The 25270-nt window shown below is 62.5% G+C and carries 20 protein-coding genes; 12 read left to right on the top strand and 8 right to left on the bottom strand.

Features of this window, described 5'->3' with window-relative positions; genetic code table 11:
- The first annotated feature begins 208 nt into the window (after positions 1-208).
- From GJB56_RS25095 to GJB56_RS25105, 3 genes are all read left to right on the top strand, one after another.
- Positions 209-1657, top strand: a complete 1449-nt coding sequence (locus GJB56_RS25095; protein WP_230091069.1) for a hypothetical protein — start codon at positions 209-211, stop codon at positions 1655-1657.
- 129 nt (positions 1658-1786) lie between these two features.
- Complete coding sequence (locus GJB56_RS25100; protein WP_113682408.1) at positions 1787-2485, top strand: class F sortase; 699 nt, start codon at positions 1787-1789, stop codon at positions 2483-2485.
- 77 nt (positions 2486-2562) lie between these two features.
- On the top strand, positions 2563-3360 hold the full coding sequence (locus GJB56_RS25105) for an SDR family NAD(P)-dependent oxidoreductase (RefSeq protein ID WP_020968280.1): 798 nt from the start codon (positions 2563-2565) through the stop codon (positions 3358-3360).
- A gap of 14 nt (positions 3361-3374) precedes the next feature.
- Here GJB56_RS25105 and GJB56_RS25110 read toward each other — a convergent pair whose 3' ends face one another.
- The gene (locus tag GJB56_RS25110; protein ID WP_019746669.1) at positions 3375-4496 is read right to left on the bottom strand and encodes a GGDEF domain-containing protein; all 1122 of its coding nucleotides are present in this window, start codon (positions 4494-4496) and stop codon (positions 3375-3377) included.
- Positions 4497-4671: 175 nt separating this feature from the next.
- Between GJB56_RS25110 and GJB56_RS25115 the strand changes: the two genes are divergently transcribed.
- Together GJB56_RS25115 and GJB56_RS25120 are read left to right on the top strand one after the other, a co-directional pair.
- On the top strand, positions 4672-5316 hold the full coding sequence (locus tag GJB56_RS25115) for a GntR family transcriptional regulator (RefSeq protein WP_042950544.1): 645 nt from the start codon (positions 4672-4674) through the stop codon (positions 5314-5316).
- On the top strand, positions 5316-6590 hold the full coding sequence (locus tag GJB56_RS25120; protein WP_029254359.1) for an MFS transporter: 1275 nt from the start codon (positions 5316-5318) through the stop codon (positions 6588-6590). The genes GJB56_RS25115 and GJB56_RS25120 overlap by 1 nt, the downstream gene beginning before the upstream one ends.
- A gap of 49 nt (positions 6591-6639) precedes the next feature.
- Here GJB56_RS25120 and GJB56_RS25125 read toward each other — a convergent pair whose 3' ends face one another.
- From GJB56_RS25125 to GJB56_RS25150, 6 genes are all read right to left on the bottom strand, one after another.
- A complete protein-coding gene (locus GJB56_RS25125; protein ID WP_113682034.1) occupies positions 6640-8211 on the bottom strand; it encodes a flotillin family protein in 1572 nt (523 codons plus the stop codon).
- An 11-nt stretch (positions 8212-8222) separates the two neighbouring features.
- Entirely contained in the window at positions 8223-8738 is a 516-nt protein-coding gene (locus GJB56_RS25130; protein ID WP_063315111.1) for a hypothetical protein, read from the bottom strand.
- A gap of 148 nt (positions 8739-8886) precedes the next feature.
- Positions 8887-10188, bottom strand: a complete 1302-nt coding sequence (locus GJB56_RS25135) for a M1 family metallopeptidase (RefSeq protein WP_044480251.1) — start codon at positions 10186-10188, stop codon at positions 8887-8889.
- An 11-nt stretch (positions 10189-10199) separates the two neighbouring features.
- Positions 10200-14093, bottom strand: coding sequence for a Pls/PosA family non-ribosomal peptide synthetase (locus GJB56_RS25140; RefSeq protein WP_003941141.1), 3894 nt, complete (start codon positions 14091-14093; stop codon positions 10200-10202).
- A 122-nt stretch (positions 14094-14215) separates the two neighbouring features.
- Positions 14216-16069, bottom strand: a complete 1854-nt coding sequence (locus GJB56_RS25145; RefSeq protein ID WP_007727149.1) for a BCCT family transporter — start codon at positions 16067-16069, stop codon at positions 14216-14218.
- A 428-nt stretch (positions 16070-16497) separates the two neighbouring features.
- Positions 16498-16902 (bottom strand): hypothetical protein, encoded by a 405-nt coding sequence (locus GJB56_RS25150; RefSeq protein ID WP_019746677.1) that lies wholly within the window; start codon positions 16900-16902, stop codon positions 16498-16500.
- Positions 16903-16941: 39 nt separating this feature from the next.
- Between GJB56_RS25150 and GJB56_RS25155 the strand changes: the two genes are divergently transcribed.
- Positions 16942-17268 (top strand): hypothetical protein, encoded by a 327-nt coding sequence (locus tag GJB56_RS25155; protein ID WP_019746678.1) that lies wholly within the window; start codon positions 16942-16944, stop codon positions 17266-17268.
- Between the two features lie 15 nt (positions 17269-17283).
- Here the strand turns inward: GJB56_RS25155 and GJB56_RS31450 are convergent, their stop codons facing one another.
- Positions 17284-17424 carry a hypothetical protein gene (locus tag GJB56_RS31450; protein ID WP_003941170.1) on the bottom strand — a complete coding sequence of 47 codons (141 nt, stop codon included), beginning with the start codon at positions 17422-17424 and terminating at the stop codon, positions 17284-17286.
- Positions 17425-17668: 244 nt separating this feature from the next.
- On the opposite strand from GJB56_RS31450, the gene GJB56_RS25160 reads away from it, so the two are divergent.
- From GJB56_RS25160 to GJB56_RS25185, 6 genes are all read left to right on the top strand, one after another.
- Positions 17669-18400 (top strand): SDR family oxidoreductase, encoded by a 732-nt coding sequence (locus tag GJB56_RS25160; RefSeq protein ID WP_113682035.1) that lies wholly within the window; start codon positions 17669-17671, stop codon positions 18398-18400.
- A gap of 150 nt (positions 18401-18550) precedes the next feature.
- Positions 18551-19918, top strand: a complete 1368-nt coding sequence (locus tag GJB56_RS25165; protein WP_019746680.1) for a purine-cytosine permease family protein — start codon at positions 18551-18553, stop codon at positions 19916-19918.
- Positions 19919-19948: 30 nt separating this feature from the next.
- Positions 19949-21529: a hydantoinase/oxoprolinase N-terminal domain-containing protein gene (locus tag GJB56_RS25170; RefSeq protein WP_113682036.1), complete on the top strand. Its 1581-nt coding sequence runs from the start codon at positions 19949-19951 to the stop codon at positions 21527-21529.
- Complete coding sequence (locus tag GJB56_RS25175; protein ID WP_047889584.1) at positions 21526-22635, top strand: DUF917 domain-containing protein; 1110 nt, start codon at positions 21526-21528, stop codon at positions 22633-22635. Before GJB56_RS25170 ends, GJB56_RS25175 begins: the two co-directional genes overlap by 4 nt.
- 6 nt (positions 22636-22641) lie before the next feature.
- A complete protein-coding gene (locus GJB56_RS25180) occupies positions 22642-23700 on the top strand; it encodes a DUF917 domain-containing protein (RefSeq protein WP_113682037.1) in 1059 nt (352 codons plus the stop codon).
- On the top strand, positions 23697-25232 hold the full coding sequence (locus tag GJB56_RS25185; RefSeq protein WP_113682038.1) for a PucR family transcriptional regulator: 1536 nt from the start codon (positions 23697-23699) through the stop codon (positions 25230-25232). Before GJB56_RS25180 ends, GJB56_RS25185 begins: the two co-directional genes overlap by 4 nt.
- Positions 25233-25270: the final 38 nt, after the last annotated feature.

A 25270-nucleotide genomic window follows, 5' to 3' on the forward strand; every position in this document is an offset into this window, starting at 1 on the left:
GCTAACTCGTCGTCCGGAGGTTCAAGCTGCGTACGAGGGCTCGACGATCGGGTGGACTTTCTTGAAACATGCACTACATTGCCATCTAGTAACTGGCTGATTGCCAAAAGCGATCAGCCGATCCTCTCGGAAGTGAGCGCTGGGTGGCGTGGCCTTGGGAATCCAAGCAACCTTCCCGCTACCGAAATGTCTTGAAAGGGAAGCTTTGATGACTGTGTCTGGTTCACGGCGTAGGCCGCTTGTTCTCCGGCTCTCGCTAACTGCAGCTATTGCCGTAACGGTGGCCGGTAGTAGCGTTGCTTTTGCTTCACCAGCTGTGTCCGCGCCGATGCCGGTGCGAACCGCGGCTGCTCCGGCGTTCACCGCCGGGTTGTGTGAGGGCACCGAGTACACGCCCTCAGAGCAGATGCTCGACATCTCCGGCATTCGGCTGGATCACTTCAACGACGGCAACATCGTGCCGATGTACGGCACCACCGATCGGGGTACATCGGCCGCGGTGGATGCTCCGGTCTGCGGTGTCCGCGACGTCGACGGAATTGCGAAGTCGGAATGGATGTACTGCACGGACTTCGATCTCGATCCATGTGCCGGCGTCGACGAAAACGGTTTGCCCGTGGACAAGCACAACGACGAGATGGGTGCGACGGTTCCGTCATCGGGCAATCCCGATCTGTCAGCCGACGATCTCGCTGTCATCAGTTGGTTGCTGCAGAATCCCGCCAAGCTCGACGGCGTCGTTTCGGGAAATGGCAGTGAGGATGCACGTTCGGCGCGGCAGACGCTGGTGTGGTGCGTTTCGGACTACGACAATCCGCTGATGGCCGATTTCAAAAGCCTGTGCGACAGGAACATCGGCGACGACGAGCGAGCTCGCATCGTCGAGATCATGAACGTCACGCAGACGCTCGACCTCGTTCGCAAGACGCCCGCGACGGGAACTTTGAAGGCAGGCGAGACTGCCGTATTCACCCTGAACACGAATATGTACCGGAAGCCGATCAATGTTCAGTCCTCGGCGGGCACCGAACTCACCGTCTGTGGCGACAACGCCAAGGCAACGTTGAGTGCAAACCAATTGACGGTCGACGGCCGCGGCGACGCACCGACTGCCGTGGATCTATGCCTCACCGCTGCGGACGGCGGTGACTACTCCGTGACCGCAAGCGTCATTCCGGATTCGGTCGAGAACCTGCACTGGAACACGGCAGGCGCACAGTGCCAGGTCTTCGCGTCGTTCGACACCGTTCGGCCGGCGTTGATGAATGCGTCTGCCAGCGTCGGATATGCAGCAGCGCCCACGACGACACCCGCAACGACGACACCGGCAACAACGACACCGGCAACCACGACGCCTGCAACTCCGGTCGTTCCGATTGTGCCCATCGTGCCGATTGTTCCGATCGTGCCCATCGTTCCGATTGTGCCGGTCGTGCCCGTAGTTCCGGGTGCGCCTGTTCCGTCGCAGCCGGTTGCAACTCCCGCTGCTCCGGCGCCGTCCGCTCCGAAGCCGGCTACCGGACCTCGCCCGGTTGCCATCGACGGTGGTGCCGCTGAACAGAATTCAGGCCGTAACGTTGCCGTCGCAGTGACGGGCCTCGGGCTTGTCGGAATGGCTGCCGCCGGAGCAGTTGCTCTCCGCCGCAAGCGTTCCTGACGCCAGGCAGATGTAGTAGACGTCGGCACCGATCACAGGCTGTGTGATCGGTGCCGACACAGATCAGACGCAGGGGGCGTCAATTCGCAAGAGGCGCCGGGGGTGCCTCATCCCGCAGGAGACAGTTCGATGACCATGTACGAGTCGGATCCCAATCCATCCAATCCATACGACGATCCCAACCATGATCAACCCACGAGGCCAGGCAAAGGGCGTCGTGTCGCGTTCATTCTGGCTCTCATCGCGGTGTTGGTCGCTGGTGCTTCCATGGCCTTCGTCGGCCTGCGATCCTCCGATGACGATGCTGCGATCCCGCCGAGTCCGGGAGTTGTCCTGTCGCACTCTGCGAATCCGGCAGCGCCTTCGGATGAGTTGATGACTCCCAACACCCTCTCGCTCGACCCGGTCGGTGTTCAGGCGTCGATCGTGGACGCCACCGTGCCGGAAGGAGTTCTCACTCCGCCGGAGAACGTCAAGAACGTCGGAATCTGGCTCGACGGCGCCTCGCTCGACTCGGTCACCGGCACGACTTTGATTGCCGGACATGTCAATTTGGCCGGCCAGGGTAACGGTGCACTGTTCGACCTGGGCACGATCGAACCGGGTGAAGTGATCCGTACATCCGACGCGACGGGCAAGAGCACGTCGTGGAAGGTGACTGCGGTGACGACACGCCCGAAGGCCGATGGCGTGGAGGAAAGCGTGCTGGCCGGCCCGGATGGCCCTCGAAAGTTGGCAGTCGTAACCTGCGGCGGCGAACTGCAATTCGAGGACGGTGTGGGTAACTACGCCGACAATGTCTACCTGTACGCGGATCTGATGGTCTGAGACACAGAAACAATCCAGTCGGTCCCCGATCCCTCTTCGTAGAGATCGGGGATCGCCTGTTGGATAGTGTCGCAGGTATGGATCTTCACCTGTCTGGAAAGCGTGCGATCGTTGCCGGTGGTAGCAAGGGGATCGGTCTGGCAATCGCCAGAGGTCTGGCTGCTGAAGGGGTCGACATCGCGATACTCGCGCGCACTGAGCAAACCGTCGTAAGCGTTGCACGAGATTTGGTTTCGGAGTTCGGAATTCGTGCGATCGGAGTCATGACGGATACGCGAGACGACGATGCGGTTCAGGCGTCGGTGCGGCAAGTAGTAAAGGAGTTCGGCGGCGTCGACATTCTGGTCAACTCGGCAGCGACTCCGTTCAGCGCCGGAAAGCCGACGGATTTCGAGGCGACCACAGACGACGTCGTGCGCGACGAAGTCGAAGTGAAAGTGCTCGGCTACCTGCGCACTGCGCGTGCTGTGGCGCCGTATCTGATCGATCAGGGTTGGGGTCGGATCATCAACATCAGCGGTTTGGGCGCCAGACAGGCAACCTCGATCGCCCACACGATCCGCAACGTCAGTGTGTCTGCGCTGACCAAGAATCTTGCAGACGAGCTGGGCCCCAAGGGAATCAACGTCACTGTCGTCCATCCGGGCGTGACGCGGACCGAGAGGTTGACCGCGCGGATTGCGCGCGAGTCGGAAGAATCCGGCCGCTCGCAGGCGGAGGTGGAGCGGGGTATCGCGACGAATTCGATACACCGGATCATCGACGCCGAAGAGGTGGCTGATGTCGTGACCTTCCTGGCATCGCCGCGAAGCATCGCGATCACCGGTGACGCGGTGGCAGCGGGTGGAGGAGTGCCGGGGCCGGTCTATTACTGAGAACTCACGTACTGCTACCTGCTCGCGGTGGTGACGATCGTGTGAACACGTCCGCCGCCGAGTCTCTTGCTTTCGTACATCGCCGAATCGGCGACTTTCTGCATGTCGGTGAACGCTGTTGCACGCTCTTCTCCGGCGACGAATTTGTGGGTACGCACGGCGATTCCGATGCTCGATGTCGACGGTATCTCGTCGGTATTCGAGTGCATTGCCGGTCCGATCGAGTCGAGCATCGGGCCGATGGCCGGCACGGAAAGTCTTTGAGCGAGGATGAATTCGTCGCCGCCGACCCGTGCGACAACAGCATCGGCATGTGCCCAGGCGGACAACCGCTGTGAAACCCGGAGAATTATGCGGTCGCCCACGTCGTGACCGTGTACGTCATTGATCGTCTTGAACCGGTCGATGTCGATCGCGATCACGAGTAGTGCCGCCGATTCCTGACGCTGGAACTCCGCGAGTACCTTCTCGACGTGGCGGTCGAGGCCACGACGGTTCAGGAGCCCGGTGAGGGGATCGAGGTCGGAGCTGGACGCGTCCATGCTGAGCATCGTCAGCACGATCTGCGAGATGAACGCACAAACCACGAGTGCGGTGACGACAACCAGCACTTTCGAAACACCGAGCGCAGGATCTCGCTCCGGCCCGAAGAGGATCGGCTGCGCAGCCACCACGATCATCACAACCGAGAAGGTCAGGTGTGCGATCTGCAACTTCGGATTGTGAAAATAGGCGATGTAGATACCGATCAGCGCGTAGATGACACAGGTAAGTAATCGCGCAAGCTGCGAGGAATCTCCAAGTACGGAAATTGTGACTGCGATGTCGCAGAAGACTACGAAACCGAACGAGCGGCGCTTTGTCGGGCCGAAGACCCACCATGAGACTCCGACCATGAAGCACGAGATCACGACAACAGTGTTGAAGAACAGCGCAATCGTGCTTGTCGGACCGGCCGGACTGAATCTGTTGAGTAGTGCGCACACGCCCAGTCCGATGACAATGATGCCAAGTAATAGCCGGGTGGCGGTCGTGAGGCCGTTGTCGCGGAGATAGCGAGTGAATCGGTCGTATTGATCGGGGAGGGCCAGCCACTCGCGGGTCAGGGTCCTCATGGACTTCATCTGCGACGTCATGAGTGCGTCAGTCTGCGATGGCGGGAGCGTGCGCCGTTCATCGTGAACTGACTCCTCTTCTGTCTGGCACCTTGCAATGCTAGCTGGATCGATGCCGTGTTGGACCGAGATGTTCGGATCGGCGACCCGAATGTCTGGGTTCCGCCAGCGTGGAGTATAAATACATCTTGTGTCTATGTTGTATTCCGCTTCGGAAAACGTCTTCCGCGAAGTCAAGGAGCTGATCCTTTCCGGCGAACTCGCCGGCGGGGAGCTGATCAGCGAGGGTGACATCGCCGCTCGGACCAATGTGAGCCGAACGCCGGTGCGTGAGGCGTTTCTGCGTCTCGAGTCGGAAGGTTGGATGCGCCTCTACCCGAAGAAGGGGGCGCTGATCGTCCCGGTCGCGGATGGGGAAGCGGAACACGTAGTCAGTGCCAGACAGCTCGTCGAGACTCAGAGCGTTCGAGTGGTGTCGGTCCGACCGCACGCACGTGAAGCGCTGGTCGCAGCGTTGCGCGCGAATCTGATCGAGCAACGGGAGATTGCTGATCGCGGGGACGTTGCCGCGTTCAGCGCGATCGATGCCGACTTTCACAAGATGATCGTTGCCGCCGGTGGGAACCCTTTGCTCGACTCGTTCTACGCGAGTCTGCGCGACAGGCAACGACGGATGACAGCGCGGTCGATCTCACGCGACCCCGGCCAACTGTCTCGCATCCTTGCCGACCACACCGCGCTTACCGACCTCGTCGAAACAGGCGATGCAGACGGATACAACACTGCCGTCCTCACACACATGCGCCAGGTGCACGGCCTCGGCTTCGAAGGAACTCTGTGATGAGCACCCAAACGATAGACGCTGGGACCGCAGCCGAACGTCGTCCAGGCAGTGAACGTGGCACCGGCGGAAAATGGCTGTGGCTGACCGTTGCCGCCAGCATGTTCGCCGCGGCCTGGGGCGGCAACGAATTCACGCCACTTCTGGTGATGTACCGACTCGATCACGGCTATTCGCCGGTGATGGTCGACTTCTTCCTCTTCGCCTACGTCGTCGGAATTGTGCCGGCCCTGCTGCTCGGCGGCCCGCTGTCCGATCGATTGGGTCGACGCCCGATCATGCTCCCCGCGCCGATCATCGCGATCGCCGGTTCGACGCTGCTCGCTTTCGGGGCCGACTCCGCTGCCGCTCTCATTCTGGGAAGAATCCTCTGCGGCATCGCCTTGGGGATTGGTATGGCCGTCGGCGGCTCCTGGGTCAAGGAGTTGTCCACGCAACCTTGGGATTCGACGGCGTCGGAAGGCGCGGGTGCCAGGCGAGCAGCGATGAGTCTGACTGCCGGCTTCGCCTTAGGGGCGGGTGCCGCGGGAATCTTGGCGCAGTGGGCGCCCCTGCCGAGTGTGTTGGCGTACGTCCTGCACATCGCGATCACCGTCCTCGCGGCCATGGCGCTGTGGCGTGCTCCCGAAACACGACCGGCACAGGCGAAATCCGACCGACGCAGGTTGATCGACGACCTCAAGATCCCCTCGGCAGGTCATCGTAGATTCCTCTACGTCGTTGTTCCGTTGGCGCCGTGGGTGTTCGGTGCTGCCAGTGTCGCGTATGCAGTTATTCCGGCGCTCATGACCGGGCACAGTGGCGATGCGCCCGTGGCCTTTTCGGCTCTGCTGTGCATGGTCGCGCTGACATGTGGCTTCGCTATTCAGTCGTTGGGGCGCAAGATCGATACCGACCGCAGCGCGCGCGGCGCCGTTGTGGCTCTGGTGTTTCTGGTGGTCGGTATGGCCGGCGCTGCTCTGGTTGCGTCGACGCTGACCGTGGCGATCGCGATCGTGGCTGCAGCGATCCTCGGTTGCGGGTACGGCATGGCATTGGTTTCCGGGTTGCTGGAGATCCAGCGAATCGCGGGGCCGGACGATCTGGCAGGACTGACCGCGGTGTTCTACTCGATCACCTACATCGGTTTTGCTGTGCCTGCGTTGCTGGCGATGCTGTCGGAAAGCATTCCGGCGCTGAGCTACACGGTGACTCTTCTGTTCGGATCAGCCGCCGCCGCTGCCTGCTTGATTCTGATTCTCTTCAAGTCGCGTTCACATCTTCCGAGCGCGTGATGCCGTCCGGTCCGCCGACACCTGCGAGGGTCGGCGGACCGGGGCGAAATCACGCGTCTACAGTTGCGGAACCGTTTTCCGAATTGTGGACCGAATTGTGTACCGAACCAACCGGAACCGATGCGGTCTTGTTCAGGCCGTTGAGCAATCCGGTGATATCGACGCCTGAGTTTTCGAGAGTTTCGATGACGCCGGCGATCACCTGGGGGCTGATGCCCAGGATCGAGCCGATCGAACCCTGGGCCCCGTCACTGCCGCCGACGATGGAGATGCGATCGATGTCGCCGACCGGCTTCGCTGCTGCTGCGGTGGCGTCGACCAATGCTGCCAGAACATCAGGCAGAGTGAGCAACTGCGCGGCCTGCGGGGTGTAGGAATTGAGCGCCTCGGCGATCTGACGCTTGCCGGCGGCCTCGGCTTCGAGCTTGGCACGCAAACCATCCGCCTCGGCTTGTTGCTCGGCACGAACCGCATCGGCCGCTACCTTGCGGCCGTCGGCTTCGGCTTCCAGACGTGCTCGAAGGCCGTCGGCATCAGCCTGTTGTTCAGAGCGAACGGCGTCGGCGACGAGCTTTCGTGCATCGGCCTGAGCGCCGCCGGCTTGCCTTGCTGACTCGGCCTGTGCCTGGGCGCGGAGGATCGCGGCCTGTCGCTCACCCTCTGCGCGTGCGATGGAGGCTTGGCGTTCGGCCTCGGCCGGTGCAATGACATCTGCCTGCAATGCCGCTTCCGATTGCTGGGCGCGACGACGCTCGACCTCGGTGCGAGCTTCGACGCGGGCCGCCTCGGCCTGCTCCCGTGCGATGCCGACGGCCTTCTCGGCTGTTGCCTGCGCGAGAGGTCCGGCCTGGTCGGCTTCTGCGTTCTCGGCTTCGGTCTGTGCTCGCAGGCGAGCGAGTTCGACGTCGCGTTTCTGATTTGCACTCGCGATCGCGGTGTCGGCCTCGGCCTGTGCGACCGAACCTGCCTGTCGCGCCTTTGCTGACTGGATCTGCGAATCACGCTCTGCTTCAGCAGTTCCGATCGCGGCATCACGTTTGACCTCGGCGATGCGGCGCTGACCGAGCGATTCGAGATAGCCGTTGAAGTCGGAGATTCCCGCGATCTTGATGACATCGACTTCCATGCCGATGCGGGCGAGGTCGCCGCCTGCCTCCTCGACCACACTGCGCGCAAGCGAATCGCGATTGGAGTTCAGATCCTCGACCGTCATGGTCGCGGTGATTCCGCGCAGGCTGCCTGCGAGGATTTCGTTGATCTGCTGCTGGAGCTCGTCCAGGTCGGAAGTCAGGAATCGTTGCACCGCTGTCTGAACCGCTTCGTCGGCGGAACCGATTCGTACCAGGCCGACTGCCTCGACGTTGACAGGAACGCCGTCGTTGGAGAGCGCATTCTTGAGATTGATGCTGACGTTGAACGGCTCGAGCGACATGATATCGACACGTTCGATGCCGGGAATCTTGAACCGGGCACCGCCGCGGACGACCTTCGGCTTGCCTCGTCCGGTGAAGACCGCCACTTCGTTCGGCGGGACCTTGACGTAGTTCTTCACGTAGATCGCGGGGAGAACAATGAAGATGATTACTGCGACTACAACCGCAATGATGATGATTGGCAGCATGTATCGAGTCCTTAGATCGCGTCGTCAACCGTGACGACGTGAAGGTATTGATCGTCTACATCGGCGATGTAGACGGTGGTGCCGGTGGTGAGCGCCATCGGCTGTGCACTGACGGCCTTGGCCTGCACGCGATTGCCTTCGGCGTCGACGAACGAGACTTCTCCCCAACCTTCGGCTGCGATGGTGAGGGTGACCGTGCCCAACAGTCCGTGGTATGAATTGCGCCCGATGTGCGAATTATCTTGTTGTTTAAGGAGATAGGGGAGAAGAAGGCCGCGCGTGACGACAACGAGAACGGCGGCGAGTGCGAGTGCTGCAATCACCGCTACCAGCGTCGGAGCGTCCGCGAGAGTGGCAGCTACGCCGCCGGCGCCGAAGCCGAAAAGTGCTGTGGCCAAAGTTGTCAGGCTCAGAAATGGCAGCCCGTCTGCGTGGCCGCCGCCCAGATCTGCAACCTCGCCGACGGCAAAGGCTCCGATCAGGGCGACGACCCCGATCACGAAACATATTGTGAATACAACGAACATCGATCCCCCGATCTACCTGTCGAGGAAGCGTGCCCTGAGAATTGTGTTGTCGGGGTCGTCCCTCGGCCCACCTCTATAGTAAAGGTAAGACAAAGCTAATCGGCGCATTCGGAATGTTTCGGCGTGGTGCTACGGCTGGGGGAAAGCGTCAAAGCCGAGGTAGCGGGCGTTGATTCAGCCAAGCATCCCAGAGAGGGCGCAGTGGGGTGTCGGTGAAACGTGAAGCGAGATCGGTGAATTGCTCGGTGCTGACCGTGCTGTGCCGATGCTTCGTAGTCCACTGGCGAATCAGTTCGAAGAACTTCTCGTCTCCGAGAACGCCGCGCAGGGCGTGCAGAGTCAACGCGCCCCGCTTGTAGATTCGATCGTCGAACATCAGGGCAGGCCCGGGATTGGCGACGATCAAGTCCTGAGATTTACGCCCGAGCCCTTGATAGGCGTTGGTCGCGAGTTGGTTCGAGGATGGGCCACCGGAATTCTCGGACCAGATCCACTCCGCGTAACAGGCAAAGCCTTCGTGTAGCCAGATGTCGCACCACTGCCCGAGAGTGAGGCTGTTGCCGAACCATTGATGGGCAAGCTCGTGTGCGACAAGACGTTCGGAACCGCGCCTACCCGTGCAGTGGTTGGCTCCGAAGATCGAGAGTCCCTGCGCTTCGATGGGGATTTCGAGTTCGTCGTCGGTGACCACAGCGGTGTAGTCGGCAAAGGGATACGGGCCGAACAGCTTTCCGAAGACCTCCAGCATCTGGGGTTGGCGCCCGAAGTCGACGTCGAACGCTGCGCGCAGCCGAGGTGGGTGAACGGCGAAGACCGGTACCGGCCCGGCGCTCACCTGTCGGTGCTCGTACTGACCGATCTGAATCGTCGCCAGGTAGGTTGCCATCGGTTCGGTCTGCTCGTAGACCCACGTCGTCTGACTCGCACGGGTCTGCTTGCGGATCAGCTTGCCGTTGGCGAGGGCATAGAACGGGGAATCGGTGGTGATCGAGATGCGGTACGACGCTTTGGAAATCGGATGGTCGTCGCACGGGAACCAGGACGCCGCGCCGTTGGGCTGACTTGCGACCAAAGTTCCTTCGTCGAGTTCCTCCCAGCCGACTTCGCCCCACAGGCTCTTGATCGGCTCGGGGTTGCCGCTGTACGCGATGGTGACCGACAGGGCACCGCCCGCGGGGATCTTGGTAGACGGCGTGAGGATCAGCTTGTTGTTCAAGTGCGCGTACTTGGTGCCGCGGGCACCGTTGACGGACACCTTGGACACCTGCAGGTTCTGCGCGAGGTCGAAGCTGAACTTGGATCGGCTCTCGGTGGTGACAGCGGTGATGACTGCCTTGCCGGCGAGACGGTTACTGAAGACCTTGTACGTCAGTTCCAGTTCGTACCGAGACACGCGGTAACCGCGGTTGCCGTTGTGTGGCAGGTACGGATCGAGCGGCTCTTCGAGCATTCTGTTCGGCTTCACGACGCCACCCACGGTGCAATCGGATTGCCCTGCCAGCGGGTGGAGGGCGGAACGGTGTCACCTCGCATCACCAGAGATGCAGGCCCTACCGTCGCTCCCGCGCCGATCCCGGCTGCGGGTAGCGCGACACAATGCGGTCCCAGCGTTGCTCCTGCTCCCAAGGTGACGGTGTCCATGGACATGATCCGATCATGGAAGAGATGAGTTTGCACGACGCACCCCCGTTCCACTGTCGCTCCGTCGCCCAAAGTCACAAGATCTGCCTCGGGTAGCCAGTACGACTCACACCAAACGCCCTTGCCGATCTTGGCCCCGAGCCCACGCAAGAAGATATTCAGTACGGCAGTACCAGTCGCCGCGCGAGCGAACCACGGCGCCGCGACGGTTTCGACGAACGCGTCGGCGACCTCGTTGCGCCAGACGAACGAACTCCACAGCGGATGCTCGACCTTTGCGATGCGTCCGACGACGATCCACTTGGCGGCGATGGTGATCGCGCCAGCCACTGCTCCGGCAACGAGCAGAATTACGCCGCTCAACAGAGCCGCGAACCAGAATCCGACGGCGCCGACCAGTGCTTCGAGTGCAAACAGAACACCGAGACCAATGCCGAACGTGACCATCACGGGGATCAGTCGGCAGGTTTCGACCACTCCGCGGGCGATCTTGAGGCGCATCGGCGGATTGAACGTGCGGGCGGCGTCGGTGTCCCCGGCAGCCCTTCTCAGACGTACCGGTGGACTACCCAGCCACGATGATCCGGACTTGGCCTTGGACGGGGTGGCCGACAGAACCGCCACGAGACCGTTCTTGGGGACGCGTCGACCGGGTGCGGTCATACCGGAGTTGCCGAGGAACGCACGCTTGCCGATCTTCGCCTGTTCGATGTGCATCCAGCCGCCGCCGAGGCCGTAGCTCGCAACCATGGTGTCGTCGGCGAGGAATGCGCCGTCGGCGACCGTCGTGAACTTGGGAAGGAGGAGCACGGTGGATGCTTCGACGTTCTTGCCGATCTTGGCGCCGAGGAGGCGGAGCCATCCCGGCGTCAGCAGGCTCGCGTAGAGCGGGAAGAGGAAGGTTCTGGCCGAGTCGAGCAGGCGTTCGGTCGCCCACACCTGCCAGCCGATGCGGCTGCGGACAGGGTGGTAGCCGGGGGTCAGCCCGATCGAGAGAAGACGAACGGCCACCAGTGTGACGACTGCGAAGACGAGCAAACTCAGGATGGTCGCGACGGGAAGCATGATCAGCGATTGGAGCACTGCACTCGCGAGCGTGTCGGTGTCGCGGATCCACCAACCGATCAAGGCGATTCCGGCCATCAGAGCGAAGATCGGCATACCGGCCAGGAAGACCGAGGTGACGCCGTATACCGGCACCCAGCCGGGTGCGCGCTTCGGATGTTCGGCCGGCCAAGGATGATTCGCTTTCCCGACCTTGGTGGCGGGGGAGCCGGCCCACTGCTGGTTTGCCTTCACTCGGCCGAACACCGCAGATCCGGGTTCGACGACGGCGTCCCGACCGATACGCGCGCCGGGCAGAAGCGTCGAGCGTGAACCGACGGAGGCGCCGTCGCCGATCTTGATCTCACCGATGTGAATGACGTCGCCGTCGATCCAGTGGCCCGAGAGGTCGACTTCGGGTTCGACGGAGCAGCCGTCACCGAGTTCGAGCATGCCGGTGATGGGAGGAAGTGTGTGGAGATCGACGCCGCTGCCGATGTCGGCGCCGAGGGCGCGGGCGTAGTAGAGCATCCACGGTGCGCCCGAAAGGTTGGCTGCGCCACTGGCTTCGGTGAGTCGCAGCGCTATCCACAGACGCAGGTGTTCACTACCACCTCGCGGGTACGTTCCTGGTTCCAACTTGCGTAGGAGCAGGCGCGCCCCGACGACGGCGATGGTCATACGGCCGATCGGCGTGATGAACACGATGAACGCCAACAGGATCCACCACCACGAGACCGTGGGTGCCCAGCTGACGTCGACGAACCAGCCGAGGACGTTGTTCGCGATCGCCAGCCACGTCACCCACTGCAGTCCGGTGAGCGTCGTGAGTGGAACGGTGACGGCGATCTGCGCCAGCTGAGTTTTCAAGGGTGTTGGAGCGACGATGCGCGGCTCCACAGTTTCGGTGGGTGCCAATTCGTCGAGATATTCGGCGAGCGATCCCAACCGTGGATGGTCGTAGAGTTGTGCGACGGTCACTTCGGGGAACCGCTCGCGCAGGGCGGTCACCAACTGAGCAGCAGAGAGGGATCCGCCGCCCACTTCGAAGAAGTCGTCGTCGAGTCCGGTGATCTGGGCTCCCAGGATCGATCCCCACAGACCGGCAACCCAGGCGGCGGTGCCGTCGAGGCCCAACGCGGCCCCGGCATCTTCACCGGCGCCGGGCAACGGCCACGGCAGCGCATTGCGGTCGACCTTGCCTGACGTACGCGTCGGAAGTTCGTCCATCAACGCCAGACGCGGCACGAGGGCTGCTGGTAGCTGCTCGCTGAGCAGTGCATGAGCGGCCTTGAGATCGAAGTCGGGATCCGTGCTGGCGATGTATCCGACGAGGAGCTGGTTGCCGGCTGCCGTCTTCTTCACGGCTGCGGCAGCGCCGCTCACACCCGGCAGATTCTGCAAGGCGTTGTCGACCTCACCGAGTTCGATGCGCCTGCCGCCGAGCTTGACCTGATCGTCCGCGCGGCCCTGGAACATCAGGCCGGTGGTCTCGAGCCGGACCAGGTCGCCGCTTCGGTAGGCGCGTTCCCACCCGAGCGAGGGCATCGACGCGTACTTCTCGGCGTCCTTCGCGGGGTCGAGGTAACGGGCGAGGCCGACGCCGCCGATCACCAGCTCGCCCACCTCGCCGACCGCGACGGGATTGCTCTGGGCGTCGACGACGGCAAGGTCCCAGCCGTCGAGGGGGAGGCCGATGCTGACGGGGCTCTTGCCGTCCATCAGTGCGCCGCAGGCGACGACGGTTGCCTCGGTGGGGCCGTAAGTGTTCCAGACCTCGCGGCCCTCGACGGCCAGGCGTTCGGCCAGTTCGGGTGGGCAGGCTTCGCCGCCGAAGATCAGGAGTCGAACGGCTTCGAGGGCCTCGGCCGGCCACAGAGACGCAAGCGTCGGCACAGTGGAGACGATGCTGACGTCACGCGAGACCAGCCACGGGCCGAGGTCCATGCCGCTGCGAACCAGCGAACGAGGAGCCGGGACGAGGCAGGCGCCGTGGCGCCACGCGAGCCACATCTCCTCGCAGGACGCGTCGAATGCCACTGAGAGTCCCGCGAGGACGCGGTCACCAGGCCCGATGGGCTCGTCCTGGAGGAACATGCGCGCCTCGGCGTCGACGAAGGCTGCGGCATTGAGGTGAGTGACCGCGACGCCCTTGGGGGTGCCGGTGGATCCTGAGGTGAAGATGATCCAGGCGTCGTCCTCGGGTTCGGGTTCGCGAACCGGTGGATGTTCGAGCCGCTTCGGCGCCGTCCCCGGTTGGATTCCGTCGCCGGTGATGATCGCCGCTACCTGCGCCTCGCCGAACACCAACTCGGCGCGCTCTTCCGGATCGTCGGCGTCGACGGGAACGTAGGCGGCGCCCGCCGCGAGGATCGACAGGATCGCGACGTACAGCGAACGCGAACCTGACGGCATCCTGATTCCGACGCGGTCACCTGCGCCGACGCCGGCATCACCGAGCCAGCGCGCACCGAGCGCGATCTCGTCGAGCAACTCCGAGTACGACAGTGTGGTGTCGCCGTCGTCGATGGCAGGTGCTTCCGGGTTGGCCTCGGCTGAGGCCCGCACGATGTCGATGAGCGTGCGCGGCGCAGGTGCATGCGCCGACCGTAGGAATACGGACGGAATCCCGAAAGATTGTTCCGTCTCCGACTGCGACTGGAGTGGCAAACCCGTTGGTCCTGTTCTACTCACGAAACTTAGAGTCCTGCGAACTGTCGAGTTGAAAGTCTCATGACAAGTTTGCGAGTTGGTGAACAGATATGCCTAATGCAACATGCCGAACGTGCCGGTCAGTCCGTACTGGCAGCTTGCGCGTGGCCTTCTGCCGAGTCGGCGAACTCGGGTGTGTCGAACACCTCTCCGCCCAGCGGATCGACGACCTTCGATTCCTCGGAGAAGTCGACGGCGCCGGTATCCGGGTCGATGTTGACCGCATGGGCGGGAACTTCGTGGACCGCGACGAGCATGTGGGCGTCGGAGGGATCCGTCATGATTCCGCTTTGTGACGGGGTGAGCCCGGCGAAGGTCGACGAGATCTTCAGATCGCGGAGCCGCTTTTCGGTGGGTTGCGGAACGTCGGTCGATGCCGAGGCATTTGTAGAAACCCGCAGGTAGCGTGGTGCCGACGCGACCTCGTATCGGAACGCCTTCAGCATCGACAGACATGCAAGCACCATGATGACCGAGAACGGTACCGCCGTGGCGATGGCAACGGTTTGCAGCGCCGTGAGCGATCCACTGCCACCCACGATGAGGAGAACTGCGGCCGCGGCACCGGAGAGGAACGTCCAGTAGACACGCGTGATCTTGGAGGTCTCCAAGCTGCCACCGGTCGCGAGGATGTCGATGACGATCGAGCCGGAGTCCGCGGACGTGACGAAGAAGAACACGATCACGACGATCGCGAGAACACTCGAAATCGTTCCGAGCGGAAGTCCGTCGAGAAGCGTGAACAGCGACGTGTTGGTGTCCACTGCGCCGGATGCGTCGAGCATCGTGCCCTCGTTGCGCTGACGCAGAATGCCGGAGTTACCGAAGATCGTGAACCACAACGAACCAACCAGCGTCGGGGCCAGCAGCACACCGAAGACGAATTCGCGGATGGTGCGGCCGCGTGAGATGCGCGCGATGAACATGCCGACGAACGGTGCCCAGCTCATCCACCAACCCCAGTAGAAGATGGTCCATGCGCCCTGCCAGCCGTCTTCGGCGAACGGGGACGTGCGCAGCATCAGTTCGGGCAAGGCTTGGACGTATCCGCCGAGGTTCTGCACCCACGACTGCATGAGGAACAGCGTCGGTCCCAGAATCAGGACGAACAGTGCCAGCGCGGCAGCGAGCATCATGTTGATGTTGGAGAGCCACTTGAGGCCCTTCGTGACACCGGAGACGACCGAGAAGGTCGCCATGCCCGTCACGATGACGATGATGGTGATGACCAACCAGTTGTCGGTCTCCACCCAGCCGAGGTAGTCGAGGCCGGCCGAGATCTGCTGGACACCGAAGCCCAGCGACGTCGCGACACCGAACAGCGTGCCGACGATGGCGACGACGTCAATGGCGTGGCCGATCTTTCCTTCGATGCGAGCCCGTCCGAGGAGCGGCTCGAGCAGCCAACGGATCGACAGCGGGCGACCCTTTCGGTAGGTCATGTATGCCAGACCAAGGCCGACGACGACGTAGATCGCCCATGCATGCAAGCCCCAGTGGAACAGCGTCAGTTCCATGGCTTGATTGGCTGCGGCGTCCGTGGATCCGGCGATCTGCCCGGCGACGGGTGGGGTCACGTAGTGCGAAAGTGGTTCGGCTACTCCGTAGAACACGAGCCCGATGCCCATGCCGGCGCTGAAGAGCATCGCGAACCACGAGAGCATCCCGAACTCGGGCTGCTCGTCGTCACGTCCCAATCGGATGTTGCCGATGCGGCTGATTCCGCAGTACAGCGCGAAGATCACGAAACCGGTGGCCGAGAGGATGTACCACCAGCCGACGCCGTCGCTGATCACGTTGTTGAGTGTTTCGAAAGCATCCGCGGCGGTTCCCGCGTAGATCACGGCAAAGGCGATCAGGGCAAAGATCACTATCGACGCGGGGATGAACACGGGTTTCCGTAGTTCACGCCACGCAGTTTTGACCGCAGTCATTCCACTCCTCGAACGTTCAGGCATTCACAGCGCCCATCAGGGCGGCCACGTGTCACGCGTAGGTGGGCGTTTCGCTCACACCATCGCAGGTCAAGACCGGGCTATTGCTTTGAAATTCAACGTAACGTCAAGTTTCGGTCAACTCAACTGGACGAAAGATGCTGCACTGTCGCGAAAGTTCTCACTGGATTCCGTAGTTCCGGTTGTAAATCGTTGGGTAATAGTGGCATTGGGCCATGAGTGGAATGCTGAACGGCGAATTCGATTGGTACGGTGAGTTGAATCGGTCGAGTCGACGCTCACCGATTGACCACATTTGTCAAACTCGGCGAAACAGCCTGTCTGTCAGGTGGTTAACTCCTGGCGTGCTTGCCCGATCGTGGCGGTCAGGTGTCGATACCTAACTGTGATTGTGATGGTCGCAACTATCAGTGATGCGGGCCCTGTTCGCCCCGCTGAGCGTCGATCAGATCCATCGCATCCTTCAGACCCAAGCCCGGATGCAGTTCGCGTAGTGCCTTGATTGCCGGAATACGGTCGTCAGTCGACGCGAGTGCGCTACGGACGTCGTCGGCGGGTATTTCGGTGGGGGCAGTTGTCCCTTCCCCCCACGCCGGTTGAGGATTGTTCCTGGTTCGCCAGGCTTGGACGGTGCCGTAGGCAAATCCGACCGTCGCGAAAAGCCAGATTGCCAGGCGAACCCAGTTACCGGTTGTCGGTTCCGTGGCCACTGTATGGATGGTGCTCGGACCGATTACGACTACGAGCAGGACGAGGCCAATCGTCTGGCCCCATCGCTCGACGCGCCTGCTCGGTACCCACCACTCGGCCATCGATCGATACTCGCACGGGGCTGCTGTTTCGGTGCGAACATGGTGATCATGGAGATTCGTGATGCGGTGGAGCGACTTCGAGCGGATTCCGGGACCTCGATGATCTTCGGTGAACCGCACCAGACCAGCGACGGATCGACGATCATCACGGTTTCGCGTCTACACCGGCGGTGGCGGGGCGACCCGATACCGGTGCCAGTGGGAGTGTTCTCGATCCACGAGGGTGAGCCGTCGTGGTCACCGGCCGTCGATCACACCAGGGCGGCTTTGATGGGGGAGTTCATCGGGTTGGCGGCCGCGGTGATCGCAACCCTGGCCGTTCTACGTCGACCGCCCTGGCCTGATGTGACGATTCGGAAGGGGTGACTCAATAGGGGCGACTCAGAAGGGGTGACCCAGAATTACGCCGATCAACTGGAACGGCATCGCGAGGAACATCGATCCGACGTAGAGCGGATAGCGAATCGGGTCGCCGGCGAGGTAACCCTCGGCGAGCCAGGCCATGACATCTGCTGATCCCATATTCGTTACTTCCCTTCGCGGTTGTGGTTCACCGACATTTTCGGTCGTGGGAGTTGTTTTGTTACAAGCGAACTCGAAGGAGGAGTGCATGTGACGGCAGTTTCGACGCAGCAAACTCAGTCAAGTGAGATCCCTGGGGGCGGCAGTCTCTACCGGCTTAGTCTGGATACTTAGCACCGTGGCGTAGTGAAATCTGTGCATTCTGCACATGTCGGGACAATTCGGTGAGCCTTACAGTCGCTAAATGACAACGACACCTTCTCCTCTCTCAGGCAAGACCGTCGTACTGATCGGTGGCGGAACAGGCATCGGGCTGCGGGTGGCGCACCTTGCCGTCGACGCCGGCGCGCAGGTAGTTCTCGGTGGCCGAATCGCATCCAAGCTGGAAGCAGCGGCCACGCAGCTGGGTGAGGCGGCGCACTGGTTCACCGTCGACACCTCCGACGACGACTCGGTGAAAGCGTTCTTCACCAACATCCCCAGCGTCGACGCTCTCCTCACCACGGCTGCCGATTACCAGGTCGGCTCGTTCCGTGAACAGAGCGTCGAGGAAGCGGCGTCGCCGTTCACCTCCAAGTTCTGGGGGCAGTACCGCGTCGTGCACGCTGCGCTCGACAAGCTGACATCCACCGCATCGGTGGTCCTCATGTCCGGTGCTGCCAGTGTGCGGCCACCTGCGGCTGCCGCGGCCTACGTTGCGGCCAATGCGGCAATCGAGGGGCTCGGACGGGGACTGGCGGTCGAGCTGTCGCCGATTCGCGTCAACACCGTTGCTCCCGGAACCATCGACGGGCATCTGTGGGCCCAGCGTCCGGCGGAGGTTCGGGAGGCGGCGTTCACCTGGAGTGCGGAGAACAACGTGCTCGGCCGCGTCGGGAACGAAGACGAGATCGCACAAGCGGTGTTCTATCTCTTCACCAACACGTACACAACGGGTTCCACGCTGTACCCCGACGGCGGGTACGCGTTGCGCTAGACCGTGCCATTTGACGACTGTGTGAAATGGCGACTGTGCGAAATGCATTGTCGTAACACGAAGAAACGCCAATTCGCCCATAGGCGTGACCCCGGCCACATTCGTACCGTCTTCTCCGAGAACACTTCCCAACTATTCGAGGAGTCCGTCATGAAAAACACATCAACGACCGCCGCCGGCGGTGAAGTGTCCGACGGTGACGACTACGCGCTCACCCGTGTTCCCGACGAAGCACGGTATTCGTGGTTCTCGGTGGCAGTACAGCGATTCGGTCAGGTTTCGGCACTCGCACAGTTCCTGCTCGGTGCGACGCTCGGCTACGGCATGACGTTCTGGAATGCCTTCTGGGCATTGACAGTCGGGGCGGTGATTCTCGAGGTTGTCTGTATTTTCATCGGCATCATCGGGGTTCGTGAAGGGCTCAACACGTCGGTGGTCGCACGCTGGTGTGGCTTCGGGCACGCTGGTTCCGCGGTGATCGGCCTGGTGATCGGAGTCAGCCTGATCGGTTGGTTCGGCATCCAATCTGCTGTCTCTGCATCAGGTTTGCACGGAATCATGCCGTTTCTGCCGCAGTGGGCGTGGGCCCTGGTCTTCGGCCTTCTGATCACCGCGATAGTCCTTCGCGGGTTCGGCTCCATGCAGCTGATCGCCAACATCACCGTTCCCCTGTTCCTGCTTCTGGTGGGTTGGGCCGTCATCGCCGAACTGCGTAATCACTCGCTGTCAGATCTGATGGCATCTGCTCCAGCCGGGCCGGAGCTCAGCTTCCTCGCCGGAACCACCATCGTCGCAGGCGGTTTCATTGCCGGAGCAGTGATCACACCCGACATGACACGATTCAACCGCACGGCGGGTGACGTCGTGAAGCAGACACTCGTCGGAATCACATTGGGCGAATACGTGATCGGATTGACCGGTGTACTTCTTGCGCATGCCGTTCGCAGTTCCGATATCGCCACGATCATCCTGTCGTCGGTCGGCTGGGTCGGCGTTCTCATCATTGTTCTCGGAACTTTCAAGATCAACGACTGGAATCTGTACAGTTCGGGGCTCGGCATCGTGAACTTCATCGACGTCGTGTTCGGGCGACGCATCAATCGCGCCGTCGTCACCGCTGTGGTCGGCGTGACCGGTTCGATCCTCGCGGCTGCCGGAATCCTGAACTCGTTCACCGACTTCCTGATCCTGTTAGGCGTCGGATTCCCGCCGATCGCCGGAATCATGGTGGCGGAGTACTTCATCGTCAAGACCTGGCGCAAGGACCTGGAAGAGAGTCGAGCCGCGGGTACCCTCCCGAACTCGGCGCCCACTTGGGTGCCGGCCACGTTGGTGATCTGGATCGTCTCGGCGCTGATCGGGCATTACAGCACCTTCGGTTTGCCGTCCATCAACGCGGTGGCCTCGGCATTCGTTCTCTACGTCGTCGCGGGTCGACTCGGCCTGATTCGCGGGGTCGGACGCACCACAACCGAAGCGCCGCAAGAGCCTTCGGGAACATCTGCGCTCACGCACTAGCACTGCAAACACTGTAGAAGGGAGTTCGCGATGCGAATCGGAATCGACGTCGGTGGTACAAACACCGATGCGGTCCTGATGGACGGGACCACCGTCATCGGGCATGTCAAACACTCGACCAGCAAGGACATCACCGGCGGAATCGGCGGAGCTCTGACGGCGCTGCAGCAGCAGTACTCGTTCTCTCCCAGCGCTGTTCAAGCAGTGATGATCGGCACGACGCACTTTCTCAACGCTCTCATCGAGCAGCGAGGACTTGCACCAACAGCGGCTCTGCGATTGGGGCTTCCGGCGACCGCAGCGCTTCCGCCGATGGTGGGGTGGCCGCGAGACCTGGTCTCCGCTGTGCAAGGAAGGCACTACCTCGCTCACGGTGGGCACGAGTTCGACGGTCGTCGTATCTCACCGCTGGATCCCGACGAGATTCGTCGCCATGCCGCCGACATGGCTCGCAGCGGTACTCGTTCGGTCGCAATATCGTCGGTGTTCTCTCCGGTCAATCTCGAATGCGAAGCGGCGGCAGCGGAGATCGTGCGTCAGGAACTCGGTCCGGACGTCGCAATTTCGCTCTCTCACGAGATCGGTCGAGTGGGTCTACTCCAGCGGGAGAACGCGACCATCATCAACGCTGCGCTGCGCGAGCTTGCCGATCACATCGTCGACGGTCTTGCCAGTTCTTTGGTCGAGCACGGCATCGCCGCACCGCTGTATCTGAGCCAGAACGACGGAACCTTGATGGACATCGAGTACGCAAGGCGTTATCCGGTGGCGACTTTCGCGTCGGGACCGACCAACTCCATGCGAGGCGCCGCTGTTCTGTCCGGTCTGGCCAGCTGTGCGGTGATCGACATCGGGGGCACCACTACCGACGTGGGCGTACTGACCAACGGTTTCCCCAGAGAAGCCACCACGGAGGTGACGGTCGCGGGGGTACGGACCAATTTCCGTATGCCGGACGTCTTCTCGATCGGTATCGGTGGTGGTTCGCTGGTGGATGCGGACGGACTCACAGTCGGCCCCGAATCTGTGGGATACGAATTGGGTTCACGGGCACTCGTATTCGGCGGTGGCACGTTGACGGCCACCGACATAGCCGTCGCGGCAGGCTTGGCCGACGTCGGAGATCGCAGTGCGGTGGCGCACCTCGACCGCGGTCTGGTGTCGACGGCACTCGACCGGATCTCGCGCCGGGTCGCCGACGCCGTGGAACAGATGCGGACCACGTCGGATCCACTTCCCGTTGTGGCGGTTGGCGGGGGATCGGTTTTGCTGGAGCACGAACTTCCCGGCCTGGGAACGGTGATTCGTCCTGAGCGCTTCGACGTTGCCAATGCGATCGGCGCTGCGATCGCGCAGGTCAGTGGTGAGGTAGATCGAGTCGAAGCGGTACGGGACGGGCGCAGGCAGATTCTTGCCGACGACGCTCGCCAGGAGGCGATCGATCGGGCAGTCGCAGCAGGCGCACGGCCCGAGTCGGTGCAGATCGTGGAGTTCGACGAGGTCCCGATTCCGTATCTGCCGGGCAACGCAACACGTATTCGAGTGAAGGCAGTCGGTGACTTGGCGCTGCACAGTGGTCTGGTCTCCACCGGTCAGGAAGGCTCACGATGAGTTGGACACTACGAACGGCAGACCTCGACGACCTCGCCAGGGGCGCAGCTTTGTTGGGGACCGGTGGCGGGGGAGATCCGTTCGTCGGCAAGATGTTGGTCACGCAGGCGCTCGGGGAAGCCGGTGAAATCACGATTCTGGATCCGGCGGAGCTCGACGACGACGCGTGGGTGATCCCCGTCGCGCAGATGGGTGCACCGACCGTCGTGGTCGAGAAGATGCCGCGCGGAACCGAACCCGAGCTGGCGCTGATCACATTGGAGAAGCACACGGGGCGAACTGCAGATGCCACGATGCCGATGGAGTGCGGCGGGATCAATTCGATGATTCCGTTGCTGGTGGCAGCGCGGCGCGGACTGCCGGTTGTCGACGCCGACGGGATGGGACGAGCCTTTCCTCAGCTCGAGATGGAAACCTTCTCGGTGTACGGGATTTCGGCGAGTCCGCTCGCCATGGCGAACGAGCACGACGAGGTGGCGATCTTCGACACCGGCAGCGACAACAGCAGATTGGAGGGCCTCGCTCGCGGGGTGACGTCGAGGTTCGGTGGGATGGCGCATATCGCGCAGTACTCGATGACGGGTGCAGATGTGAAGCGGACGGCGATCCCACGGACTCTGTCGTTGGCCTTGGCCATCGGTCGGTCCATCAGGCTTTCACGTGAGCAGCGGGTGGACCCGGTTCAGGCGCTGGTGGACGGTCTCTCCGACACGCTTTACGGATACGGGCGAGTTCTCTTTCACGGCAAGGTGATCGATGTCGACCGGCGAACCGATGAGGGGTTCGCTCGAGGTTCGGTGCGGATCGCCGGCGTCGGAGACGAAGAGCTGGAAGTTCAATTCCAGAACGAAAATCTGATCGCCGTGCAATCCGGAGTAATGGTGGCGATCGTGCCAGACCTTATCTGCATCGTCGAGGCCGACACTGCCGAGCCCATCACCACGGAGGGCTTGCGGTACGGGCAGCGAGTTGCGGTCATCGGGATCGCGACTCCGCCGATCATGAGAACACCGGAGGCACTGGCGGTCTTCGGCCCGGCAAGCTTCGGACTCGATCGCCCGTTCCTGCCGGTGGAGACACTCGAGCAACCTGTACTGGCAGAATAGCGAGCCGTGAGCAGGCTGCACGCGGTCCGGGAGGCCGACCTCGACGCGATCGCAGCGGGGGCGGTGGTCTTGGGCTGCGGTGGGGGCGGCGATCCACGCCTGTTCGTGGAAATGCTGCGTCCACTGATGACGTCAACGTCGGTAGAAGTCATCGCGCCGGACCAGTTGCCGTCCGGGGCGATGATCATGCCGGTGGGAATCGTCGGATCGGCCCTGGCTTTGGAAGAGCAACTGCCCTCCGGGCATGAGTTTGCCGACACTGCAGCAGCTTTGACGCGGTGGACTGGTAAACGTCCGACCGCGGTGATGACTTTCGAAGGCGGTGGACTCAACGCTCTCTCCGGCATTGCGGCGGCGTTGGCGTTGGGGATTCCCGTGGTCGACGCGGACCTGCTCGGTCGAGCGATGCCTCGGCTCGATCACTTCTCTCTCGCCGCAGCCGGGTTGGAATTGTGCCCGGTCACTCTCGCCCAGCCCGGCGGCCTCATTACCGTCGTCGACGGAGTGGATGTGCTGGGCGCCGAGGTAGCAGTGCGGTCGTTGATCGGGAGAACCAGCGGTTGGGGCGCTCTGGCGATCGCGTCGATCGATGCGCGGACTGTGCAGGGGGCGTGCATTCCGGGAACTCTGTCCCGAGCATATGAACTGGGTCAGCACGTCGGGGCACTAGGCAGTTGGCGGGAGATCGCCGAAAGCTCCGGGGGGCGAGTAATGGGGACAGGCCGGGTGCGTGCGGTGCGTCGTAGTCGCCCGAACGCCGGCGATCGTCGGGGCAACGTGATTCTCGAACACGATTCTGCGGTGATACGAGTCGAATTCGAAAGTGAGTTCCTGACCGTCGCGTCGGACGGCGAGATGATTGCGACATGTCCGGACATCGTGACGTTGCTCGACGTCCGGACCGGTGCCTTCGTCTCGTGCGAATCAGTGCACCAGGGGCAAGATGTGGCCGTGTTGGTTCTGCCCGGCCCTCAGTGGTGGGCGGAAGATGTGAGCAGGTTGAAAGTTGTCGGCCCGCGGGCCTTCGGGATCGACCATGACGCAGTGCTGATGGAGGCGCAATGAGCGCGAGTGTGTCGGCGTTGCTGAACAACCCGATCTTTGTCGGGTTGTATCGACTTGCCGGCGAAGGTGATCCCGTCGTGACGACAGTGGGAGCGCTCACCGGGGAATCGGCACAGTCAGCCGAGGCCGTGTCGGGTGCGGCGGGTGCAGGATCAGTTCTGGTGATTCTCGATCGAATCGACGTCGGGGAGTGGAGATTCGACGCTCTCCTTCGACGCACGGCGGCGACCGGCTGCCGGGTGCTCGCGGTACACAGCACTGCGGCGGAGGATGCGAATCTCTCGTTGCTTGCCGATCGCCTCGGACTGGTGGTGCTCGGAGTATCCGACCCGTGGCAGTTCAGCGTGGATCTTCGTGATCTTCTCTCGAATTCGCAGGCGGTGATGGCCGACGCGGTACTGCGGGCGACACACGCGGGCCAGCGGGCCGGCGGAAGCGTCGAGAATCTTCTGTCGGTGCTGCTGAACACATTTCAGCGTTCGTTCATCCTCCTGGACGCGTCCGGACGCCCGCTGACCGGCGCCGATTTGTTGTCCGACGCTGATCGAGCAGCCGCCGGTATGTTGTCGGGCCGCGGGGCGCCCACCACTGTTGAATTGGACTCCGGCGGGGTCCTGATTGCGTGCCCGGTGATGTCCGGCGCAGCCCGAGAGCCCTGGCTGGCGGTGCTGCTCCCGGTGCGTCAAAGCGTCGAAGAGGCTTCTCTCTCAGTGGTTCTCGACGTGGCCTCGTTGGCTGCCGGGCACCGACTGGCCGTTGCACGCATGGTCGACGAGCGTGAAGCGCGCCGGCGTAGCGCGCTACTCGGTGAACTGATCGACACGTCAGCAGACGCCACACCCGGACTGCTGCGGCGCGCACTCGACGCGGGTTGGGCACTGGACGGATGGCATATCGGCATCAAAGTCCTGGCGGTCGGTGAGGTCGACCTGGTGGCCAGGCGCAGTGAGGTCGCAGACGCCCTCGCCGCCGAGGGAATCGACGCCAATGTCGTGGAACAGGCTGACGGCTGGGCAGCGTGGACCACTCTGCCGGGCGAGCCGCGACCGGAGTCGATCACCAGGATCGCCGAGAGCATCCGTGCAGCTCAGGCGAGGTTGGAACCCACGATGGAGACCTGGGTCGGTGTGGGACGCGCACACGACGGTCCGGCTGGAATCGGTGCGTCCCTGTCTGAGGCCGGGGATGCCGCTCGGCTCGCGGGTTCGAGGTCGCAGACAGGCCGCTTCCTGCACGTGGACCGCCTGGGTCTGGCGCAGTTGCTGCTGGCGTGGACGCGAACCGACACGTTTCAGCCCGCAGCCGCGGCACTGCTCGCGCCGCTACGCGATTCGAATGGAGAGTTGCTCGAGACTCTGTCGACGTACCTCGACGAAGAATCGTCTCTGGCTCACACCGCAACCCGAATGGGCTTGCACCGCAACACCGTATCGAGTCGGATCGATAGAATTCAGCGCCTTCTCTCGGTGGATCTCGCAGATCCGGAAACGAGACTCGCGCTCCACCTTGCTTGCCGGACCATCGCGCCCTGACGGAGATCTTCGCGGCTTCGTCTTGACAAGCACGGGAG

Source organism: Rhodococcus sp. AQ5-07, from assembly GCF_009707305.1.
Lineage (GTDB): Bacteria > Actinomycetota > Actinomycetes > Mycobacteriales > Mycobacteriaceae > Rhodococcus_F > Rhodococcus_F erythropolis.